Below are 16,809 nucleotides of genomic sequence, written 5' to 3'. Positions count from 1 at the left end.
GTGAGTGGCTCAGATTTCGTTCTGGCTGTAGTTCTTCTACTAGCTTTTCAAAGGGTAGGTCTTGGTGGGCATAAGCTGACAAAACTACTTCCTGCACCCGACCTAACAATTCCCGAAAACTTGGATTTTCTGAAAGGTTAGTTCGCATTACTAAATTATTGGCGAATAATCCAATCAGCCCCTTAACTTCAAGTTGGTTACGGTTAGCCATTGCAGAACCAACAATAATATCTTCTTGGCCCGTATAGCGGTAGAGCAACGTCTTGAATGCTGCCAACAAAGTCACAAACAAGGTAACTCCTGACTGCTGACTCAAAGACTTAAGTGCATCACTTAAGTTATTGGGCAAATTCAGAGATTGTCTTGCACCTCGATATGTTTGCACTGGCGGGCGGGGACGGTCAGTCGGCAACTCCAGTATAGGTAACTTCCCTCCTAGTTGCTGCTTCCAATAGGCAAGCTGAGATTCCAACACTTCACTAAGCAAACACTCACGCTGCCAAATAGCAAAGTCAGCATACTGACTGGGTAGTTCAACCAACGGTGATGGTAAGCCATTGGAAAAAGCTTCATATAAAGTCGCAAGTTCCTGCAAAAGTACGCTCAAGGACCAGTCATCGCCAACAATCTCGTGTATCGTTAGCAGCAAGATATGCTCAATTTCACTCAATTCCTGCAAGACTGCACGCAGTAACGGCCCACTGGCTAAGTTAAAAGATTGCTGCACTGACTCAGTTATCAGCCGTTGACTCTCTTGTTGACGCTCAGTTTCAAAAAGCTCTCTCAGAGAAACAATTGACATCCACTTCAAGTCTGAGGCAATGACCTGTAATGATTGCCCATCGACAGCAGTAAAAGTCGTTCGCAAAGCCTCATGACGCCGCACAATTTCAGCCAAACTCTGATCCAGCGCCCTGACGTCAAGCAAACCCTTCAGATGAATAGCTACAGATATATTGTAAGTATGATTCCCAGGATTTAACTGGTCGAGAAGCCACAGGCGCTGTTGAGCAAAAGACAAGGCAGTATCTGACTCTTGTCTTATAAGATTTTTTAGCAAAGAGGTAAAATCCATACCGAATAGTTTTACCCTTCAGACTTAGGTTAAAATGAAGGTTGAAAGCATATACTGGGATGCTTCGCAGTACTCATCATTAGAGCAAAAAGCTCTTTTAAAAGATCTTTTTAATTTGTTTATTTACTTAAGGACACTTGAATCTACCAGTTTTATATGACAAAGCTATTACCAAGCAATGTCAAAACTGTGACTCATTCAGTTGTAAACTTTCTGTCCTATGCCCCTCGTAAGTGCTGAGTTCCCAGAAATAAAAAACTCCACCCACTCAAGGGAATTGAGTTTTTGGGCATGGGGAATGGGGCGATCGCTTGCTGCCGTAGCAATTGGCATAATTTTTGGAATTTCAAATTTTCGCCGCGAATGAAATCACCTCATCTAATTGCCATCCTGCCGCGCTCCCAAAACAAAAAAAGATATTTGGTGAGGTAAGGAGAGGAATAGCGATCGCCAACGGCGGGCGGGTACGCCATCGCACTAAATGACTAGCGCGGTTATTGGCAGCTGTGGCGTGGAGTAAAAACCGATTGTGACAGTTGAGGGTGCCGAATGTAGGTTTTATTTCTTGGATCTCCCTTACAAAGCAGAAAGAGAAACTAATGAGACACTTTAACCTGTTTACTTTTCTGTACCTAGCAGCAGGAGTTTGCCTAACGGCGATCGCACTTGGGCATCCTGACATCACTCCAAACCTTAAAACAACCCTGCTAGTTAATGCTGGACTGTTATACCTTGCCTCTGTCCTCAGTACCTTTCCATTTTGGCATCAAAGCCGACTACGGAGCGAAGCGAGACTGCGCGATCAACCTACTTGGCAACGGAATTTTCTCATGATCGCACCTTGGCTGATCATTGCATTGACGCTTGTTACAGCGATCCCCGACCTGCTGAATCACAACTGGGCAACCTCTGCGCTCGCCAGAGGATCTGTAGGGCTACCGCTCATCCTGGTAAGTGCAGAACAACTCTTTATCAGAAGTCAAATTCGGCAAGAATCCTGATTACTAGACAGGCAGCACAGGGAGAGCAATCGCAACGGAGAGCCGGTGCATCATCGCTTAATTGCTTGCGGCGCTCCCATTCTTTCTGTGCGATGGCGTAACCGCCCGCCGTTGGCGATCGCTATAGTTGATTGCTCCAAATTGCCATCGTGGTTATTGGGCATTGTTAGCGTGGTGGCTTTGGTGGCGTGGACTTGGTAACTTGTTGCGTAGCGGCGTGGCGTGGTGTGGTGGACTGGACTGGCAACTGCGTTGCCAAACGACTCAGGCGTTGCCGTATCTCCTGTGGGCGATCGCACCCCGACCAAATCAAGAGAGAAAATGTTCGCTCCTCTCCTTTACCCAAAATTCTTAGAGAAAATGATCGCTGCCACTCCTATTTTTCCAAAATTTGATTCATTGGATTTTCAACGGCAAAGAAGGTAAAAGACAGAGCAGAGGTAATTAGACTGAGCGCACATGGTTGGTATGTAGAGAAAATAGCAGCTCACTTTAATTGGACTGCACAGACAGTGCGAGAAGTTTTGCATAAATGGCAAAAACTAGGAATAGAGGGGCTTTGGGAAAAACCAGGACGTGGAGGAAAATTAAGGTGGGTGGAAGCTGACATGGTTTTCTTAAAAGAATGTTTAGAGAAAGAACCACGTACATATAACAGCGTTCAATTAGCCCAAAAATTAGAACAAGAACGCTCGATTAAATTAAGTCCTGACTGGTTAAGACAGGTACTAAAAAAAAAGGGGATCATCTGGAAGCGAACGAGGAAAAGCCATAAAGGAAAACAAGACCCGGTAGTACAGGAAATCAAACAGGCAGACTTAGAAATGTTGGAATTGTCTGCTGCTGTTGGAGAAATAGATTTAAAGTATATGGATGAATCAGGCTTTTGTGCTTGGAGTGAACCGAGTTACAGCTATTACTTCCGAGGCGAACAAAAACGTTTAGAACAAAGCAATCGTCGGGGTCGAAGGTTAAGTATTATTGGCTTTCTTCAACCATTAATTAGTTTCGTTTACGGTCTGGTAATTGGAGGCGTTTCACGCAAATCTTATATTCAGATGATGGAGATTGAAGCAGCCCAAGCCCAAAAGTGTGGACGTAAGTAAGTCATAGTGCAGGATAACGGACCAATACATCGGTGCAAAGAAGTACAGCAATTATGGTCAAAGTGGGAAGATATGGGTTTGTACATCTTTTTTCTACCCAAATATTGTTCTGAGATGAATCCAATTGAATTAGAGTGGCAACACCTCAAAAAAGATGAACTAGCCTCGAAAACTTTTGAGGATGAGTTAGATCTTGCTTATGCTGTCATTGATGGAATTAAAACAAGAGGAGAAAAGGGAAGCTACAGTACACAACGTATAAGATTTAACTCTAATTCTTCTGCTTAATTCTTTGTTACATAGTTATAAATTTTCTCCACGGCTTACTTAACAGCTTGGTGATTACTCTGGACTGGCAACTGCGTTGCCTAACGACGGCGGCGTTGCCGCGTCTCCTGTGAGTCATGGCTACCCGCCCACTCTCTTGCGATCGCCACTGTAGGCATCAGCTACCCATGACCCCAATAGTTATGCCTTATTGTTTTTTTGTGGCATAACCTCTATGAGCGCGTTTTCTATCTCTTGCAAGGCTTTGTCGATCGCATCCAGTTGCTTACGGCGTTCCCATTCTTGGAGTGCGATGGCGTAACCGCCATCACAACAAACAGCAGTGCGGTTATTGGGCATTGGGCATTGGGCATGATGTCGGGAAATATGGCATATCCGCAATCATGGTGGTGTGGCGTGGTAACAGTAGCGATCGCACCCAAAATATTTTCAGCTTCTTAAATTTTCAGCACATCCGCGATCGCCCTTTGGGAAAAAGTTTGTGATCTACTGATGCTGTAACTCCGTGCTTTGTGCGATCGCACCCATTCTTGAGATCCAAGCGAGGAAACTTGAGCAATAGGGCGTAGTTTACCGCCGCTCTCCTCGCCTCACATACTATTGTTTAGATAATTCTTAAAAAGGAAGCCAAGTCAAATTCAAGAGTATCGAAAAGCTGAGATAGAAAGAAGAAAATCCCTTCTTGCGATTGCATCTCTTAACACTGCTCATGATTTGGCACAATGAAGTATATGTCCAGTGTCATGTGATGGCTGTGAAATTGACCAAGATAATCTCACTCTTCAATCAAGCTGGTGGTGTCGCCAAATCGACGACAACCCAAAATCTTGGCTATCACCTTTCTATACGCGGGAGCAACGCAATTTGGTGAAATCGGGGTTAAATTATCAATCTGAGTAGTGTTTTTGCTCACGATTACCCTCAGGTCACCCACCAAAAATTGAGTTAGGGGTTTTTCTAAGGCTCGCCCCCCCCTGAACGGATACGATTAATCCGTTATTTATCGCAAAAAGTTAAGAATCCGATTGAAGGTGAAAATATTAGTTATGGAAGAAGATTTAGGACGAGAACCTCATGAAATGCAGGAAGACGCGATCGAAGCACTGCAAGAAATGAAGGAAAAGCTAGCCGAACAAAAAGCCGAGGAACGCCAGGAGCGTCAATCGCTGAATTTAATCGGTCTTTCTACAGCTATTCTCTCAACACTAGCCGCGATCGCTGCTATGCAAGGAGGTTACTTTGCTAACGAAGGAATGCTGGCTCAAATCAAGTCGAGCGATCGCTGGTCGGAATTTCAGGCTAAATCTACTAAGCGTCATATTGAAGAATCGACGGCAACTTTACTGCAATCTCTCCAAAAACCAGTGACTGTGAAAAGCGCCAGTGAACTCGGTAAACTCAATCGTGAACAACAGGAGATTCAGCAAGAAGCTCAGAAGCTCCAAGTAGAAGCCGAGCAGGATCTACAGCATCATGAGCTATTTGCGCGTAGTGTCGCAGCATTGCAAGTCGGAATTTCGATGGGAGCCATAGCCGCTCTAACTCGTAAACGGATTGTTTGGTATGTAGGCTTGGGGATAGCAACGATCGGGATTGGGCTTATGGTTGCGGGAACCTTACCTAGTCATGAAATAGCTATCCCTGCTAAGGAGGAAAAAACTGGCACCCCGGAACATTAGTGCAGTTGCCCCAGTAAACCCGATGCGACAAATGAGTAAGTGAACCCCAAATGCAAAATCAAAATTTACCTCCACAGTCCCTCTCTCGTGCTGAAGGCACCGCTATGGGAAAAGCCCTGCGGGATCAAGTGCCGCGATCTAGCCATCAAGAGTGGAAACCTGCCCCCAATCGTCCTGACTCTGTTGCGCTGCTGGAGGAATCCAACCAAGGAAGATTGCTGGAATTAGTACCTATTCGGTACGGACGAATGCTGGCATCTCCTTTTGCATTTCTGAGGGGGGCTGCCAATATCATGGCAGCCGATCTGAGTGAAACTCCCAAGACTGGAATCAAAGTTCAGACTTGTGGAGACTGCCATTTGTCTAACTTTGGTGGGTATGGCACTCCAGAGCGAAATCTCGTCTTTGATGTCAATGACTTTGACGAAACCCTTTCAGCCCCTTGGGAATGGGATGTTAAGCGTTTAGCTGCAAGCATTGTGGTGGCAGGTAGATACCTCAAACTAAGAGACAAAATCAGTCGGGCAGCAGCGATCACCGCAGTGCAGTCTTACCGAGAACGGATGAATGAGTACGCTCAAAGGACTGCTCTAGAGGTATGGTACGACCATATTGGAGTTGAATCGCTACTCAGCTTTACTTCTGACGCCAAAGAACTTCATAAACTCAAAAGTGAAGTGAAAAAAGCAAGGGCGTTCAAGCCTGTCTTGGATCTGCATAAATTGACCGAAACGGTGAAAGGACAGCGCCGTTTTATTGACAATCCTCCCTTAGTATTCCATCCGTCACCTGAAGATCCGCTTGCATTAGAGATGTTATCCATTTTTCATAAATATCGGAAAACCCTACGGGAGGATTCCCGCATTTTACTAGACCAATATCACATTGTTGATGTAGCAATGAAGGTGGTGGGGGTTGGCAGTGTCGGTACACGCTGTGGTGTTGGCCTTTTGGTGACAGGGGATAATGACCCTTTATTTCTGCAAATTAAGGAAGCTCGTGCTTCAGTACTGGAACCCTATGCAGGGAAAAGTACTTATGAGAACCACGCTCAACGGGTTGTAGCGGGGCAGCATCTGATGCAAGAAGCAAGCGATATCTTCTTAGGCTGGACAAGGGGTGATAGTGGACACGACTTCTACCTGCGACAGCTTAGAGATATGAAAACTTCCGTCGAGATTGAAGGAATGTCGGAGACGGATCTCAGGGGCTACTCCCATTTATGTGGTTGGGCGCTAGCGCGGAGCCATGCCCGTTCGGTGAAACGATTCATCATCAGCGCTTATCTTGGTCAAAGTGACATCTTCGAGCGGGCGATCGCTAATTTTGCAGTTGCTTATGCTGACCAGACCGAGCGGGATTACAAAGCACTGGCTGATGCAGTTGCGGCAGGGCATCTCAAGGCAATCCAGGAATAATTGTGGCAAAGGATTTCAACCCGAAATAGATGAAAAAATCGAACGCGAATACAGCCCAACATCCAGTTAAACAGCGATTTCGCCTGTTCCAAGGAATTTTACCTTTGAGGCGATCCACAATCGGGAATGATATCATTGCGGGCATTGTGCTAGCAGCCTTGGGAATCCCTGAAGTCATGGGATACACAAAGATCGCCGGAACGCCCATTGCGACAGGTCTTTACACACTCATACTTCCAGCTTTGGTGTTTACAATCTTTGGCTGTTCTCGGCATCTGGTCGTCGCCGCCGACTCAGCAACCGCTGCTATCCTGGCGGCTGGGCTGTCAGGCTTGGCACCGTTGGGTAGTCCCCAATATTTAGCGGATTCAGAATTAGTCGCCATCCTGGTGGCTGGACTCTTACTGTTAGCACGCCTGTTTCGACTGGGTTTTTTGGCGGACTTTCTATCACGAACTGTGTTGACCGGTTTTTTGACTGGGGTTGGAATTCAGGTGGCGATCGGTCAATTAGGTGGATTGGTGGATCTCAAGGGTGGGGGACATAATCCAATCCAGCAAATCATTGATACCTTTCAAGGTCTGCCCCACGCTAACCCGTTAACGATCGGTATTTCTCTAGCTGTCTTGATTACCATTAAACTATGCGACAGATTTCTACCAAAATTTCCAGGTGCCTTGCTGGCTGTAATAGTAGCGATTATTTCTAGTTGGATGTTTAACTATTCAGGGCATAGTGTGATGGTTGTTGGATCTATCCCCAGCGGACTGCCATCCTTTGGGTTGCCCACTGTTGCTCTGAGTGAAATTCCGCAAGTATTTGGCATTGCCCTATCGTGCTGTATCGTCATTATTGCCCAAAGTGCAGCGACCTCACGCGCCTACGCCTTCCGATACAACGAGGACTTTAAAGAAAATATCGACCTTGAGGGTCTTGCTGCGGCTAATCTGGCGGCTGGTTTGAGTGGAACATTTGTGGTCAATGGTAGCCCGACAAAAACTGAAATTGTTGACACGGCGGGAGGACGCAGCCAAATTGCTCAACTGACCACAGTAGCAATGGTGTTAGTAGTCATCCTCTTCCTAACTCAACCCATTAGCTATCTGCCGAATGCGGTTTTAGCAGCAATTGTATTTTTGATTGGACTAAAATTGATTGACATTCAGGGAATGTCTGCTATTTTTCAGACCCATCGCGACGAGTTTTATCTTGCCGTTTTCACGGCTGCTACGGTCGTTTTTGTAGGAGTTAAAGAGGGCATTGTTTTAGCAATTATTTTGTCGCTGATCTTGCACGTGCGGCATAGTTACCGACCACATTCTGCCATGATCATTCCCAATGAAAATAGATTTTGGCAGCCAATTCCTGTCCGTCTTGGAAGTGTATCAGCATCTGGTCTGATCGTTTATCGATTTAGTAGAGACTTGTTTTACGCTAACGCTAGCTTCTTTTCAGAGGAGGTGCAAAATCTTGCCAAAAGTGCTGAATCACCAGTGCAGTGGTTTATTTTAGAGGCAAGAGCAATTACTGGAATCGACTACTCCGCATCCGAAACGGTTCGGGATGTGGTCAAGGAATTATCCCTTCAGAACATAACTTTTGTCCTATCCGGTCTGTCCCCGGAGGTAAAGGTACAGTTCGATCGCGATGAGCTGACAGATTTAATCGGTGCTAATCGGTTTTTTAACCACTTAGAAGAGGCGTTGGCGGCTTTCCACGAAGTCATCCACGACGGTTCTCTTTGAAACACAAGTTATCGATACGGGGTTCAGCCGGGATAGCTGCATTCAGGGGACAGGTTGTAAAGTTTTGTGTGCGACCCGAAGTTGCACAGGAGAAGAGTGGAACCCTCAAAAAGTTCCTAGGCTAGTATCCCATGCCTGTACCCGCCCGAAGGGGCAAAGTGAGTAATCACCTTGTTTCAAAGCTAGAGGGTTAAATGTTCAACCTAAGTAGTAAAGCCATTCACGAAAAGGGAACTAGGGTAAGACTGACACGGATAACGTAAGTGAATTTGCGTTGAGGCTCCGTAATTACAGACTACCGAAAATGGCTGACACAGTAGATTGGGGAATATTGCGACTGCAAAAGTCAGCACAAGTAAAACACTTCACATTAGGTGTTTTATCAGTTTTCAATTCTCAAAACACCTGCTTCTTTTTCGATGCGGTCTAGAGCCTTCTTCGCCTGAAAAGTAATTCTCAAATAAGCTAACTGACTATTGGGGTATGAGTATCATCGGAACAGAAAACCGAGTTAAGCTTAAAAGCCTTATAAAATAAGGATTCTCATGATAACGAAGGTCATTGACGCTCTGCTGATCATCGAGTCACTACTCAACGATGAAGTAAGGGTTTCAGCTTTTAAAAATGCTTGTATTACTCATGTAATATCTCTTAACCCGGTTTTCTGCGCGAATGCTACTCATACCCCAGATACAACCCTCAGTATTATCTCGTAGTTTTTTTCAGAAATCAAATATGATTCCTATATTAATGACACAACTAAGACATAGATCTAAATAAAATCTTAAAAAAATAAGAACTGTTAGTTAATGAATTAATCTACTTAAATTCATCACAATTAAGTCAAAAAAATAACTGGCTTAATTGTCAAGAGTTAAGTAAAAGGAAAAGATTAATGAACAAGATTATTGCAGGAATAGTGGCAATACCCGTGTTGCTTACCTCAATGCCAAAACAGGCATCAGCACTCTCAGTAGTCAACCCAGATGTTCAAAAACCACAAGTCGGAACATTACTAGCTAGACGAACCCAGCGTCGTCGGTGGATAGCTGGGCATTGGGTAATCAGAAATCACCACCGCGTATGGGTTAAGGGTCATTATCAGTATTACTAACCACGAACTAAGCGTGAGATTTAGCTACAAATATCTAAATCTCAAAATGCTCCTAGTAGTTCGCCCTTGAGTAAACTTGGCTATTTATTGGGGAAAGTGTTTTATCCCTTTCCCTTTAAATTTTTATATGCACCACAATCGGAAAAAACACATTTTGGGATTGGCAGAGCAGTAGGGCGAGTGCAGTTTTTAAAATTAACTTTGATTTCTCGCTACAGGTGAACAGTAGAAAAAATGCTTGCAGATTTGTAGTAATATCAAGATAAGATAAGTCTTGATATTAATTTTATACAACGGAATAAAAATTGGAGTAATCTATCTAAATGTCTACATTTACCGTTACTAATACCAGCAACAGTGGTGCAGGTTCACTGCGGCAGGCAGTTCTAAATGCCAATACCCTTACAGGAAAAGACATCATCAATTTTGGTGGACTATTTAGTGATGGGCTGGCTCATACCATCAGTCTGACTGGTAGTGGTCTGAGTATCATAGATGACCTGACCATTGAAGGCATAAATGCCAGCAAACTAACCATTAAGGATGATAGTGTTTCCCGTGTGTTTGATATTGCTAAAGGTGTAATATCTGCAATCAACGGGCTGACTATTACCAATACATACAATGGAGCCGGAGGAGGCGGTGCGATCTCAAATGTTGGCGTTCTGACCTTGAGCAATAGTATTATCACTGGCAACACAGTAAACAACAACGTAACAGATAGTGATGGAAAAACTTCCAGTTATGGCGGTGCTATTTACAACACTGGCAGCCTAACAGTGGACTACAGCAGCATCACTGGCAATTCGGTAGGATACAACATCACTGGCAATTCGTCAATCGACAGAGAAGGTGGTGGCATTTTCAATCAAGGAAGCCTCACAGTGAAACACACCACTATTAGTTATAACAACTCCAATGATGGGGGTGGCGGCATCTACAGCGATGGCACTATAACTCTGAACAACAGTACCATCAGTGGTAATTCAGCAGACTTTGAAGGCGGTGGCATCTACGCCTCTGGCACTATAACCGTGAATAACACCAGCATCACTAGCAATACAGCAGCAAAGGGAGATGGCGGTGGTATCTATCAACTCGGTAATGGCAACCTATTAGTAAATAACAGCACCATCAGTACTAACAAAGCCAGTGCAGGCGGTGCCATCCTTGGTGGTTATACTGGGACTATAACCGTGAATAACAGCCTCATCAATGCCAATAGCGGCGGCGGCATTTACATTGACAACGAGTATAGCCTAACTGTGAATAACAGCACTATTAGTAGCAACACAACAAACGGAAATGGCGGCGGTATCTATGCTCCTGATGGCTCTGATGGCTCTGTAACAAGCATAAAAAACAGCGTCATCACTAATAACACAGCAATGCAAGGCGGCGGCATCTCCACAAATATCGACCTAATAGTGAGTAACAGCATCATCAGTGGCAACAAAGCCACTTACCAAGGCGGCGGCATCTATGATGATGGTGGGGGCATTCCTAGTAGCCCGTCCACTGGCAATATAATCGTGACTAACAGCCAGATCAATGACAACTCGACAGAGGCACAGGGCTACGGCGGCGGTATCTATAATGTCACTGACAGTGCTGCTTACGGACCCAATGGAATCTCCGCCACTATAACCGTGAGTCATAGCACCATTAATGGTAATAACAGCTACTATGGTGGCGGTATCTATGATTATGGCATCCTATCAGTGAGTCATAGCACCATCAGTGGCAACACGGCAATCAAAGGTGGCGGCATCTATAATCCAGGTGAGTTCATCTTAGGCTACCGTGGCCCAGATGAGCTACATTATGGCACCTTGACTGTAACTAATAGCACTATAAGCCATAATAATGCATCAGATGGAGGTGGTATCTACAATAATGGCATCGTATCAGTGAGTAACAGCACCATTAGTCATAACTATGCCACTAACTACGGCGGTGGCATCTATAATTCTAGCTCTGACGGGAACCGTTTCACTGACAGTAAATTAGGCATTGTTACTGTTACTAATAGCAACATTATTTACAATACGGCTGTCACTGCCGGCGGTGGCATCTACAATGATAAAGACACAGACTTTGGCTCATCTGTTCTTAACGGATACGGTACGTTCGCTTATACACTAAATGGCTTAGGCATCGTGACCGTAAATCATAGCACCATTAGTGGCAATCAGGCACACTTTGGCGGTGGCATCTACAATGATGGCACCCTAACAGTAGGCAACAGCATTATCAGGCACAATAAAGCTTTCGGCATCGAACTCAGTTCTGGTGCAGAAGAGTCTGGCAAGGGTGGCGGGATTTACAACTCTGACTCTAGCTATGCCACGGCCACAATAGATTACAGCACCGTCGCTTGTAACTTTGACACCTCACAAGAGGATTCAAATACGTTTATCAAGCTTGATAATCTCATAGGTAAATTCATCACCAAAGGTTCATTCATGAGAGTTTAAAACGATATTTGTGATTATAGGATTTTCTAGTCTGGTGAGGTACAGTAACAAAAATGAGTAAACCAACTACGGATATCGCGATCGCGCTTGCATCTTGATGATTACGTCATCCTACTTCTGTGGCTAATTTGGGGTAAGCTGACAAGTCCTATTTGGGAACTGGTACTCAATTCCCAGCCCTTTTAAATAAAAGCTCACCTTCTTTGCAACCGGATAGCAGGGCAGCAAAGATAGGAGGTAAATCTTGACTGTGGACTGGCTCAAGCAGATAATGAATATGACGCGCGCGAGTAGCAATGGAACAGGAATGTACGTTAAGCCCGAAAAGCTTACTATCACTAGACTCTAGACAACGGCAATCGGGAGCAATCACGCGCTACTGCGATCGCTACTGATAACCTTGTTCATGGTGTCGTCGCCAAGCCCGCAGTTAAAAGGTATAGCCTTGGGATTAAAGCTCAAATTTGGAGAACCGGGTCAAGATTTATTCCCCGAAATCGAATCTATCCAAGATGTAAGCTTGCTAGAAGCCATCTTGGAGGGGATAGATACAGCAAGTACTGTTTCACAATTGCGTCAAATTTACCAGTAGCACACAATAGATACGCTTTAGTTTCAGGCAATTGGTGTGAGTCCTTTGGAGATACTGACCTTCAGGTAAGGGACTAAAATAAAAAGTAGTAGAAGTGACTGAATCGTTCGCTTGAGAAAAAACACTTATAGTGTGGCAATGTCCAAAAATAAATCAGCCAAAAAACAAAAATCAAATGGATTTGACAGCCAATTTCAACAATTAAGGATTGGGCAATTTTATCGCTTAATGTGCCAAAAATATGGGGTTGGTTGCGTTGTGATTAATTATTTAGCTCACCCGGCAACAGGTGATTTGTTCAAAGTAGCAACCTACGCATTACCGACTAGTAATGATTTACTGCCAATGGATAGAATTGTTGTGGCTGGACTTAACCCAAAAGAATCTATCGCATACGTTCGCTTAATTAGTATCCAGTCAGAATCAGTTTTAGCTGTCACGCACTTGAAAGCTGCAATTATGGATGAGGTGGTAAATGTCAATACTAACGACGAGATAACGCTTTTTAGATAGTCATTAGCGAAGACAAATCAACCCGATAGCAAGGGCGATGCCGACTGTGTTTGCGCTGACTACGTAACCAAAAGCCTGAAATTATGCCATCCACTCCACCCAATCAGGCGCTCCGTCCACCAGTTGAGCAAATCTGTCTGGGCAAATCTCGTCAAATTCGAGCATCACCCCCCACCGCTTATCAATCGTTAGTGTACTGAGTAATTCTTTGACCGCATCAACCCCATTCTCCACCCGCTCAATCGCTAACTGAGCGTAATATTTAACTTTATCCCACCAAGAATCGCTGAGTTCTGCTTGCCCGTCCCAACATACTCCCCTAATGTGATGGTTTGACGAAAAATTAGGATAATTTCAGTAATAAGCTTTGTAAGTACTGTATATCTAGCTAAGTACCTTTGTGTGTAAATATCAGTATTAGTTGAAAAAACGGGTCTACACAATACAAAATTGGGCTTTGGGATAGAACCTTCATGGCTTGCGTCTTCAAACTCCAGCATCACGCCGCAACGCTTATCATTTGTTAGTGTACAAAGTAATTCTTTAATAGTATTGTCCATTTCTGGGCTTGAGCGATTCTTCGAGAACACCGCAGGTATCGCAGAAAATTTTGATGTACCGAATGTATCTTAAGTTGCCAAGGATGTGATAGCATACCTTCAACAATTTTAGATAGCATACCCAATCCATGAATCAAGTTCGACTCCCCAAAGTTAGCGTCGCCGTGATTGGTTTGGTAGTTGCAAGCGTATTTCATGCTACTCCCGTAATGGGAGCGATTCTAACTAGACAAGAATTTTCAGGTGATTTTACCTTAGTCGATGCTACTAGCCCATTCCTTACGAACTCTTTGCCAAAAGAGAGCGAATATTCTGGATTCGTGGTTTACTCAGAGTTCGGGACTTTGAGCGATTGGGAGCTATCCGTCAACAATCTAAACTTGAATTTGAATCCAGGATCTACTAATGGCGGGAACTTAACCCCAGATGTTGATTTTGAGCTTGGTTCTGGGTCGAATTGGAATTTAGTAGTTGATTTTGGCATTGCTTTTGATGCTCCTAGATATACCTTAGAAAAAACTTCAAGCTCTGAAATTAGCTTGACGGGTGAAGTGGGACGGGCAGGAACATACATTTATCAAGATTCTGCTGCCAATATTACCCTGAGTTCTTCATCTACATCAGTACCTGAACCCACTTCCCTACTAGGTCTATTGTTTGGAGTTGGTGCAATTGCTGCCTCTAAAAAAGCTAGTGAGACGAAATCTGAAGCATAAATTACTGAACTCTTTACCAAAGCTTTATCGATCTACACCGCAACCAACCAATTGCACACCACAGACGCACACCCTCTAAGAAAGTTAACCCAAACCTGCCATTCCCCCATGTATGCGTTCCATATTGCCTCACCATCAGCAATGCCAACAGCCGAGCCGATTGTGGAGACTAGCTGTTGGTAGAACTGAGCAGCGCTGTCCAAACCTTGCTGCAATTTCAGCTTGAGGGTTTTTGGGTATTGTGTCTTAGGAATTAGGTTGCTAGTTTAAATTATTTGCTTTTTCAACTGCTTCCTTTAACTCTTCAAAGGTAATACTGCCGTCTTTGTCTGAATCATAATTTACTAGCAATTCCTGGGGACTAGTGCTATTTGTTTCTGATGAAATGATTGCACTTAAGCCAGGACTTAAAAAAAGATCATTAATGGAGATTTTGCCGTCATGATCGCTATCTAAGGTATTAAAAAGAGATTGAAGCTCTTGGTCGGTTGTCATAAGTTTCTATCTGAAGAACTGTTTTTCAACTTAGCATCTCATTAATTTCTGATTAATCTATCAAAATTAAATAAACTTGTATCAAAAGACGTAGAAACGGCTATCGCTAAGGCTTAGATTGGGTGTATGCTGTGGGTTACAGGGTTTAGAGTCTATCGACCAATTGCGCTGCGCCTCAATCTGACAGCTAGCATCTAATGCCCAATCCTTTTGGGCCTCACGTTTCCCTGTCTCGCAGTTAATGCGAATCAGAAACTTTAACATTTAACCAATTTTGCTGCTCCAAACGTTGCCAAGCCTTGCGAATATGTTGAGGCTTAAAAAGAGTACGTTTTCTCTCATTCCACTCATGCACTAAGGATATAGCCTGTTCGCTATCTTGGGCAGGGCTGGCTTCCTTGGTTGCAACCCAATGGACTGTAGCCAGCAATTCCATACCATAGGGTGTTTCAAAACCATATATGAGCTTGCTAACTTGCTCTAACCGCGCCTGGGCATCAGGTGTAGTGGCTAAAAATACTTGTGCTGCTTCTCTACCTGCTGGTAATACATAAATTTCAGCACTGTCAGCTTTGCTAGTTCCATCACCGTAGCCCCGAATGTAGTGTCCTTCGATATGTTTTAAAACATGATTCAGGTTATGAGCGTAGGGGCCATATCTATCTTTTACATAATTCAGCTTCAAGGTTTCCCCCGCTTCTTGCAAGAGATAGCCTAGTTTTTGAATTTCTAGCTTGGTCAATTCATAACCCGGAATACCGTACAGTTCTAAGAGGTGGATGATGATGGCACGTCCACGGGTCATGTTGGGTATTTTAGTCGCAACAGGCATTTTTTCAGCAGTCGGTGCGCCTGTCGGTTCAAAAATAATTACCTGCACTTCTGGGAGTTGGGCAAAGGCTGATTCTATCAAGGGTTTCACTTGTGTCCAATCTAAACCACCGTTACCGCATCCTAATGGAGGAATGGCAATTGAGGTGATGCCTAGTCGCTTTACTTGGGTGACTAAAGCCACCAGTCCACTTTTGATGTCTTCTATTTTTGATTTGCCTTTCCAGTGGCGCTTGGTGGGAAAGTTAATGATGTACCGAGGATTAAATAGACTCCCTGTAGCTACGGTAAACATCTGTCCTGGTTGTACTTCCTTAATGCGACATGCTTTTTCGTATTGGCGGAAGTTTTCAGGATAGGCTTGCTTAAATTGCAAGGCGATACCTTTGCCCATTATACCGACACAATTAACGGTATTAACTAGGGCTTCGGCGTTTTCTTCTAATAGGTTGCCTTGCTTAATTTCAATCATCTCTCTTAACTGTCTTAACAGTAATAGAATTGTACAATTTAAGGAAATAAAATTAGTAGTACCAATTAGAGTAAACGTTAATTTGGGTCTGAATATTAAATTTCTGTAATATTTCTCTAACTTATGTTTGCATTGTCAAGTTGATTACACCAATTTCTTTAATTAGGTTCCAATGGCAAAATTCATGTATTAAAAACTCAGCTTGTCGCTTACATTTACGGTTAGGATCATCTGGAGTATCAAACCAGTATTTTGACTCCATTAACTCCCAATCGATTACATGACTTAAAGCATAAAGATCATCATAAAAATCAGTATAATCCATAATGCCATGTCCATCTGTAAATGCGAAAGCTATTTCTGAGTTTTCTATTGCTTCTATTTGAGAAACCAAATGAATGATTGGCTTTTGTCCTCCACTGTATCCATCCACATTTTGCTTATGAATGGCATAAAGCATGGGAGAGCGTGGAGCAAAATAAAAAGGTACGTAATCATGTAAATATCCACCTGCTCCACAGGGAACTTCAGTTCTAGCTCGTCTATCTTGAATATTTTCATGAGCAATATCGAGATAATTTGTTTGTCTCTGTCTAAGCCTACTGTTTGCTATCAATCCTCCTGATTTGAGAATGGAGGGTAAATTATCAATATGGGTAATGTGATAAATAGCTGACGGGGCGACAAAATAGGCTAAAAAGCTTATGAGATAAAGAAAGCAGCAATT

Annotated in this window: 24 protein-coding genes and 1 pseudogene; 15 read left to right on the top strand and 10 right to left on the bottom strand. The window is 43.7% G+C overall.

What is annotated here, in order from left to right:
- A partial coding sequence (locus tag HWQ38_RS32920) for a condensation domain-containing protein (RefSeq protein ID WP_292802219.1) occupies window positions 1-1,075 on the bottom strand: 1,075 nt, incomplete at its 3' end.
- Between the two features lie 198 nt (window positions 1,076-1,273).
- Entirely contained in the window at window positions 1,274-1,408 is a 135-nt protein-coding gene (locus tag HWQ38_RS32915) for a hypothetical protein (RefSeq protein ID WP_292802216.1), read from the bottom strand.
- 5 nt (window positions 1,409-1,413) lie between these two features.
- Between HWQ38_RS32915 and HWQ38_RS32910 the strand changes: the two genes are divergently transcribed.
- Both HWQ38_RS32910 and HWQ38_RS32905 read left to right on the top strand, forming a co-directional pair.
- On the top strand, window positions 1,414-1,560 hold the full coding sequence (locus HWQ38_RS32910; RefSeq protein ID WP_292802214.1) for a hypothetical protein: 147 nt from the start codon (window positions 1,414-1,416) through the stop codon (window positions 1,558-1,560).
- Between the two features lie 114 nt (window positions 1,561-1,674).
- Window positions 1,675-2,076 (top strand): hypothetical protein, encoded by a 402-nt coding sequence (locus tag HWQ38_RS32905; RefSeq protein WP_292802212.1) that lies wholly within the window; start codon window positions 1,675-1,677, stop codon window positions 2,074-2,076.
- Between the two features lie 50 nt (window positions 2,077-2,126).
- Here HWQ38_RS32905 and HWQ38_RS32900 read toward each other — a convergent pair whose 3' ends face one another.
- The gene (locus tag HWQ38_RS32900; RefSeq protein ID WP_292802210.1) at window positions 2,127-2,375 is read right to left on the bottom strand and encodes a hypothetical protein; all 249 of its coding nucleotides are present in this window, start codon (window positions 2,373-2,375) and stop codon (window positions 2,127-2,129) included.
- 99 nt (window positions 2,376-2,474) lie between these two features.
- Here HWQ38_RS32900 and HWQ38_RS32895 point away from each other — a divergent pair, with 99 nt between their 5' ends.
- Entirely contained in the window at window positions 2,475-3,182 is a 708-nt protein-coding gene (locus HWQ38_RS32895) for an IS630 family transposase (RefSeq protein WP_292802221.1), read from the top strand.
- A 6-nt stretch (window positions 3,183-3,188) separates the two neighbouring features.
- Entirely contained in the window at window positions 3,189-3,470 is a 282-nt protein-coding gene (locus tag HWQ38_RS32890) for a transposase (protein WP_292802208.1), read from the top strand.
- A 180-nt stretch (window positions 3,471-3,650) separates the two neighbouring features.
- Here HWQ38_RS32890 and HWQ38_RS32885 read toward each other — a convergent pair whose 3' ends face one another.
- On the bottom strand, window positions 3,651-3,809 hold the full coding sequence (locus tag HWQ38_RS32885; protein ID WP_292802206.1) for a hypothetical protein: 159 nt from the start codon (window positions 3,807-3,809) through the stop codon (window positions 3,651-3,653).
- Here HWQ38_RS32885 and HWQ38_RS32880 point away from each other — a divergent pair.
- The 10 genes and pseudogenes from HWQ38_RS32880 to HWQ38_RS32835 all read left to right on the top strand — a co-directional run bounded on the left by HWQ38_RS32880 (window position 3,809) and on the right by HWQ38_RS32835 (window position 13,008).
- Complete coding sequence (locus HWQ38_RS32880; protein WP_292802204.1) at window positions 3,809-3,955, top strand: hypothetical protein; 147 nt, start codon at window positions 3,809-3,811, stop codon at window positions 3,953-3,955. The genes HWQ38_RS32885 and HWQ38_RS32880 overlap by 1 nt on opposite strands.
- A 263-nt stretch (window positions 3,956-4,218) precedes the next feature.
- Window positions 4,219-4,314: pseudogene (locus tag HWQ38_RS32875) on the top strand (ParA family protein); the annotation flags it as partial.
- Window positions 4,315-4,501: 187 nt separating this feature from the next.
- A complete protein-coding gene (locus HWQ38_RS32870) occupies window positions 4,502-5,149 on the top strand; it encodes a DUF4337 domain-containing protein (protein ID WP_292802202.1) in 648 nt (215 codons plus the stop codon).
- Between the two features lie 50 nt (window positions 5,150-5,199).
- A complete protein-coding gene (locus HWQ38_RS32865; protein WP_292802200.1) occupies window positions 5,200-6,567 on the top strand; it encodes a DUF2252 domain-containing protein in 1,368 nt (455 codons plus the stop codon).
- 29 nt (window positions 6,568-6,596) lie between these two features.
- Window positions 6,597-8,312: a SulP family inorganic anion transporter gene (locus tag HWQ38_RS32860; RefSeq protein ID WP_292802198.1), complete on the top strand. Its 1,716-nt coding sequence runs from the start codon at window positions 6,597-6,599 to the stop codon at window positions 8,310-8,312.
- A 545-nt stretch (window positions 8,313-8,857) separates the two neighbouring features.
- Window positions 8,858-9,028: a hypothetical protein gene (locus HWQ38_RS32855; RefSeq protein ID WP_292802196.1), complete on the top strand. Its 171-nt coding sequence runs from the start codon at window positions 8,858-8,860 to the stop codon at window positions 9,026-9,028.
- A gap of 179 nt (window positions 9,029-9,207) precedes the next feature.
- Window positions 9,208-9,426, top strand: a complete 219-nt coding sequence (locus HWQ38_RS32850) for a hypothetical protein (RefSeq protein WP_292794786.1) — start codon at window positions 9,208-9,210, stop codon at window positions 9,424-9,426.
- A 323-nt stretch (window positions 9,427-9,749) separates the two neighbouring features.
- Window positions 9,750-11,903 carry a right-handed parallel beta-helix repeat-containing protein gene (locus tag HWQ38_RS32845; RefSeq protein ID WP_292802194.1) on the top strand — a complete coding sequence of 718 codons (2,154 nt, stop codon included), beginning with the start codon at window positions 9,750-9,752 and terminating at the stop codon, window positions 11,901-11,903.
- A 406-nt stretch (window positions 11,904-12,309) separates the two neighbouring features.
- Window positions 12,310-12,495: a hypothetical protein gene (locus HWQ38_RS32840; protein ID WP_292802192.1), complete on the top strand. Its 186-nt coding sequence runs from the start codon at window positions 12,310-12,312 to the stop codon at window positions 12,493-12,495.
- Between the two features lie 138 nt (window positions 12,496-12,633).
- Window positions 12,634-13,008, top strand: coding sequence for a hypothetical protein (locus HWQ38_RS32835; RefSeq protein ID WP_292802190.1), 375 nt, complete (start codon window positions 12,634-12,636; stop codon window positions 13,006-13,008).
- Window positions 13,009-13,089: 81 nt separating this feature from the next.
- Here the strand turns inward: HWQ38_RS32835 and HWQ38_RS32830 are convergent, their stop codons facing one another.
- Window positions 13,090-13,242 carry a hypothetical protein gene (locus tag HWQ38_RS32830; RefSeq protein ID WP_292802188.1) on the bottom strand — a complete coding sequence of 51 codons (153 nt, stop codon included), beginning with the start codon at window positions 13,240-13,242 and terminating at the stop codon, window positions 13,090-13,092.
- 11 nt (window positions 13,243-13,253) lie between these two features.
- Window positions 13,254-13,568: a hypothetical protein gene (locus HWQ38_RS32825; protein ID WP_292802187.1), complete on the bottom strand. Its 315-nt coding sequence runs from the start codon at window positions 13,566-13,568 to the stop codon at window positions 13,254-13,256.
- Between the two features lie 128 nt (window positions 13,569-13,696).
- On the opposite strand from HWQ38_RS32825, the gene HWQ38_RS32820 reads away from it, so the two are divergent.
- Complete coding sequence (locus HWQ38_RS32820) at window positions 13,697-14,284, top strand: PEP-CTERM sorting domain-containing protein (protein ID WP_292802185.1); 588 nt, start codon at window positions 13,697-13,699, stop codon at window positions 14,282-14,284.
- A gap of 32 nt (window positions 14,285-14,316) precedes the next feature.
- Here the strand turns inward: HWQ38_RS32820 and HWQ38_RS32815 are convergent, their stop codons facing one another.
- The 4 genes from HWQ38_RS32815 to HWQ38_RS32800 form a co-directional block, all read right to left on the bottom strand.
- Window positions 14,317-14,499 (bottom strand): hypothetical protein, encoded by a 183-nt coding sequence (locus HWQ38_RS32815; protein ID WP_292802183.1) that lies wholly within the window; start codon window positions 14,497-14,499, stop codon window positions 14,317-14,319.
- A 46-nt stretch (window positions 14,500-14,545) separates the two neighbouring features.
- On the bottom strand, window positions 14,546-14,779 hold the full coding sequence (locus tag HWQ38_RS32810) for an EF-hand domain-containing protein (protein WP_292802179.1): 234 nt from the start codon (window positions 14,777-14,779) through the stop codon (window positions 14,546-14,548).
- A gap of 238 nt (window positions 14,780-15,017) precedes the next feature.
- A complete protein-coding gene (locus tag HWQ38_RS32805) occupies window positions 15,018-16,082 on the bottom strand; it encodes a macro domain-containing protein (protein WP_292802177.1) in 1,065 nt (354 codons plus the stop codon).
- 121 nt (window positions 16,083-16,203) lie between these two features.
- A partial coding sequence (locus HWQ38_RS32800) for a DUF4433 domain-containing protein (protein ID WP_292802175.1) occupies window positions 16,204-16,809 on the bottom strand: 606 nt, incomplete at its 5' end.

Origin of the sequence: Nostoc sp. NMS7 (assembly GCF_017115085.1) — a bacterium.
In the GTDB taxonomy this organism is placed as follows: domain Bacteria; phylum Cyanobacteriota; class Cyanobacteriia; order Cyanobacteriales; family Nostocaceae; genus Nostoc.
This window is presented reverse-complemented; position numbering and strand designations above follow the sequence as displayed.

Bases quoted from the DNA above. Each gene is read 5' to 3' on its own strand.
- HWQ38_RS32915 (WP_292802216.1), bottom strand. From the start codon at position 1,408: ATGCCAATTGCTACGGCAGCAAGCGATCGCCCCATTCCCCATGCCCAA.
- HWQ38_RS32905 (WP_292802212.1), top strand. From the start codon at position 1,675: ATGAGACACTTTAACCTGTTTACTTTTCTGTACCTAGCAGCAGGAGTT.
- HWQ38_RS32885 (WP_292802206.1), bottom strand. From the start codon at position 3,809: ATGCCCAATAACCGCACTGCTGTTTGTTGTGATGGCGGTTACGCCATC.
- HWQ38_RS32865 (WP_292802200.1), top strand. From the start codon at position 5,200: ATGCAAAATCAAAATTTACCTCCACAGTCCCTCTCTCGTGCTGAAGGC.
- HWQ38_RS32860 (WP_292802198.1), top strand. From the start codon at position 6,597: ATGAAAAAATCGAACGCGAATACAGCCCAACATCCAGTTAAACAGCGA.
- HWQ38_RS32855 (WP_292802196.1), top strand. From the start codon at position 8,858: ATGATAACGAAGGTCATTGACGCTCTGCTGATCATCGAGTCACTACTC.
- HWQ38_RS32850 (WP_292794786.1), top strand. From the start codon at position 9,208: ATGAACAAGATTATTGCAGGAATAGTGGCAATACCCGTGTTGCTTACC.
- HWQ38_RS32845 (WP_292802194.1), top strand. From the start codon at position 9,750: ATGTCTACATTTACCGTTACTAATACCAGCAACAGTGGTGCAGGTTCA.
- HWQ38_RS32840 (WP_292802192.1), top strand. From the start codon at position 12,310: ATGGTGTCGTCGCCAAGCCCGCAGTTAAAAGGTATAGCCTTGGGATTA.
- HWQ38_RS32835 (WP_292802190.1), top strand. From the start codon at position 12,634: ATGTCCAAAAATAAATCAGCCAAAAAACAAAAATCAAATGGATTTGAC.
- HWQ38_RS32825 (WP_292802187.1), bottom strand. From the start codon at position 13,568: ATGGACAATACTATTAAAGAATTACTTTGTACACTAACAAATGATAAG.
- HWQ38_RS32820 (WP_292802185.1), top strand. From the start codon at position 13,697: ATGAATCAAGTTCGACTCCCCAAAGTTAGCGTCGCCGTGATTGGTTTG.
- HWQ38_RS32810 (WP_292802179.1), bottom strand. From the start codon at position 14,779: ATGACAACCGACCAAGAGCTTCAATCTCTTTTTAATACCTTAGATAGC.
- HWQ38_RS32805 (WP_292802177.1), bottom strand. From the start codon at position 16,082: ATGATTGAAATTAAGCAAGGCAACCTATTAGAAGAAAACGCCGAAGCC.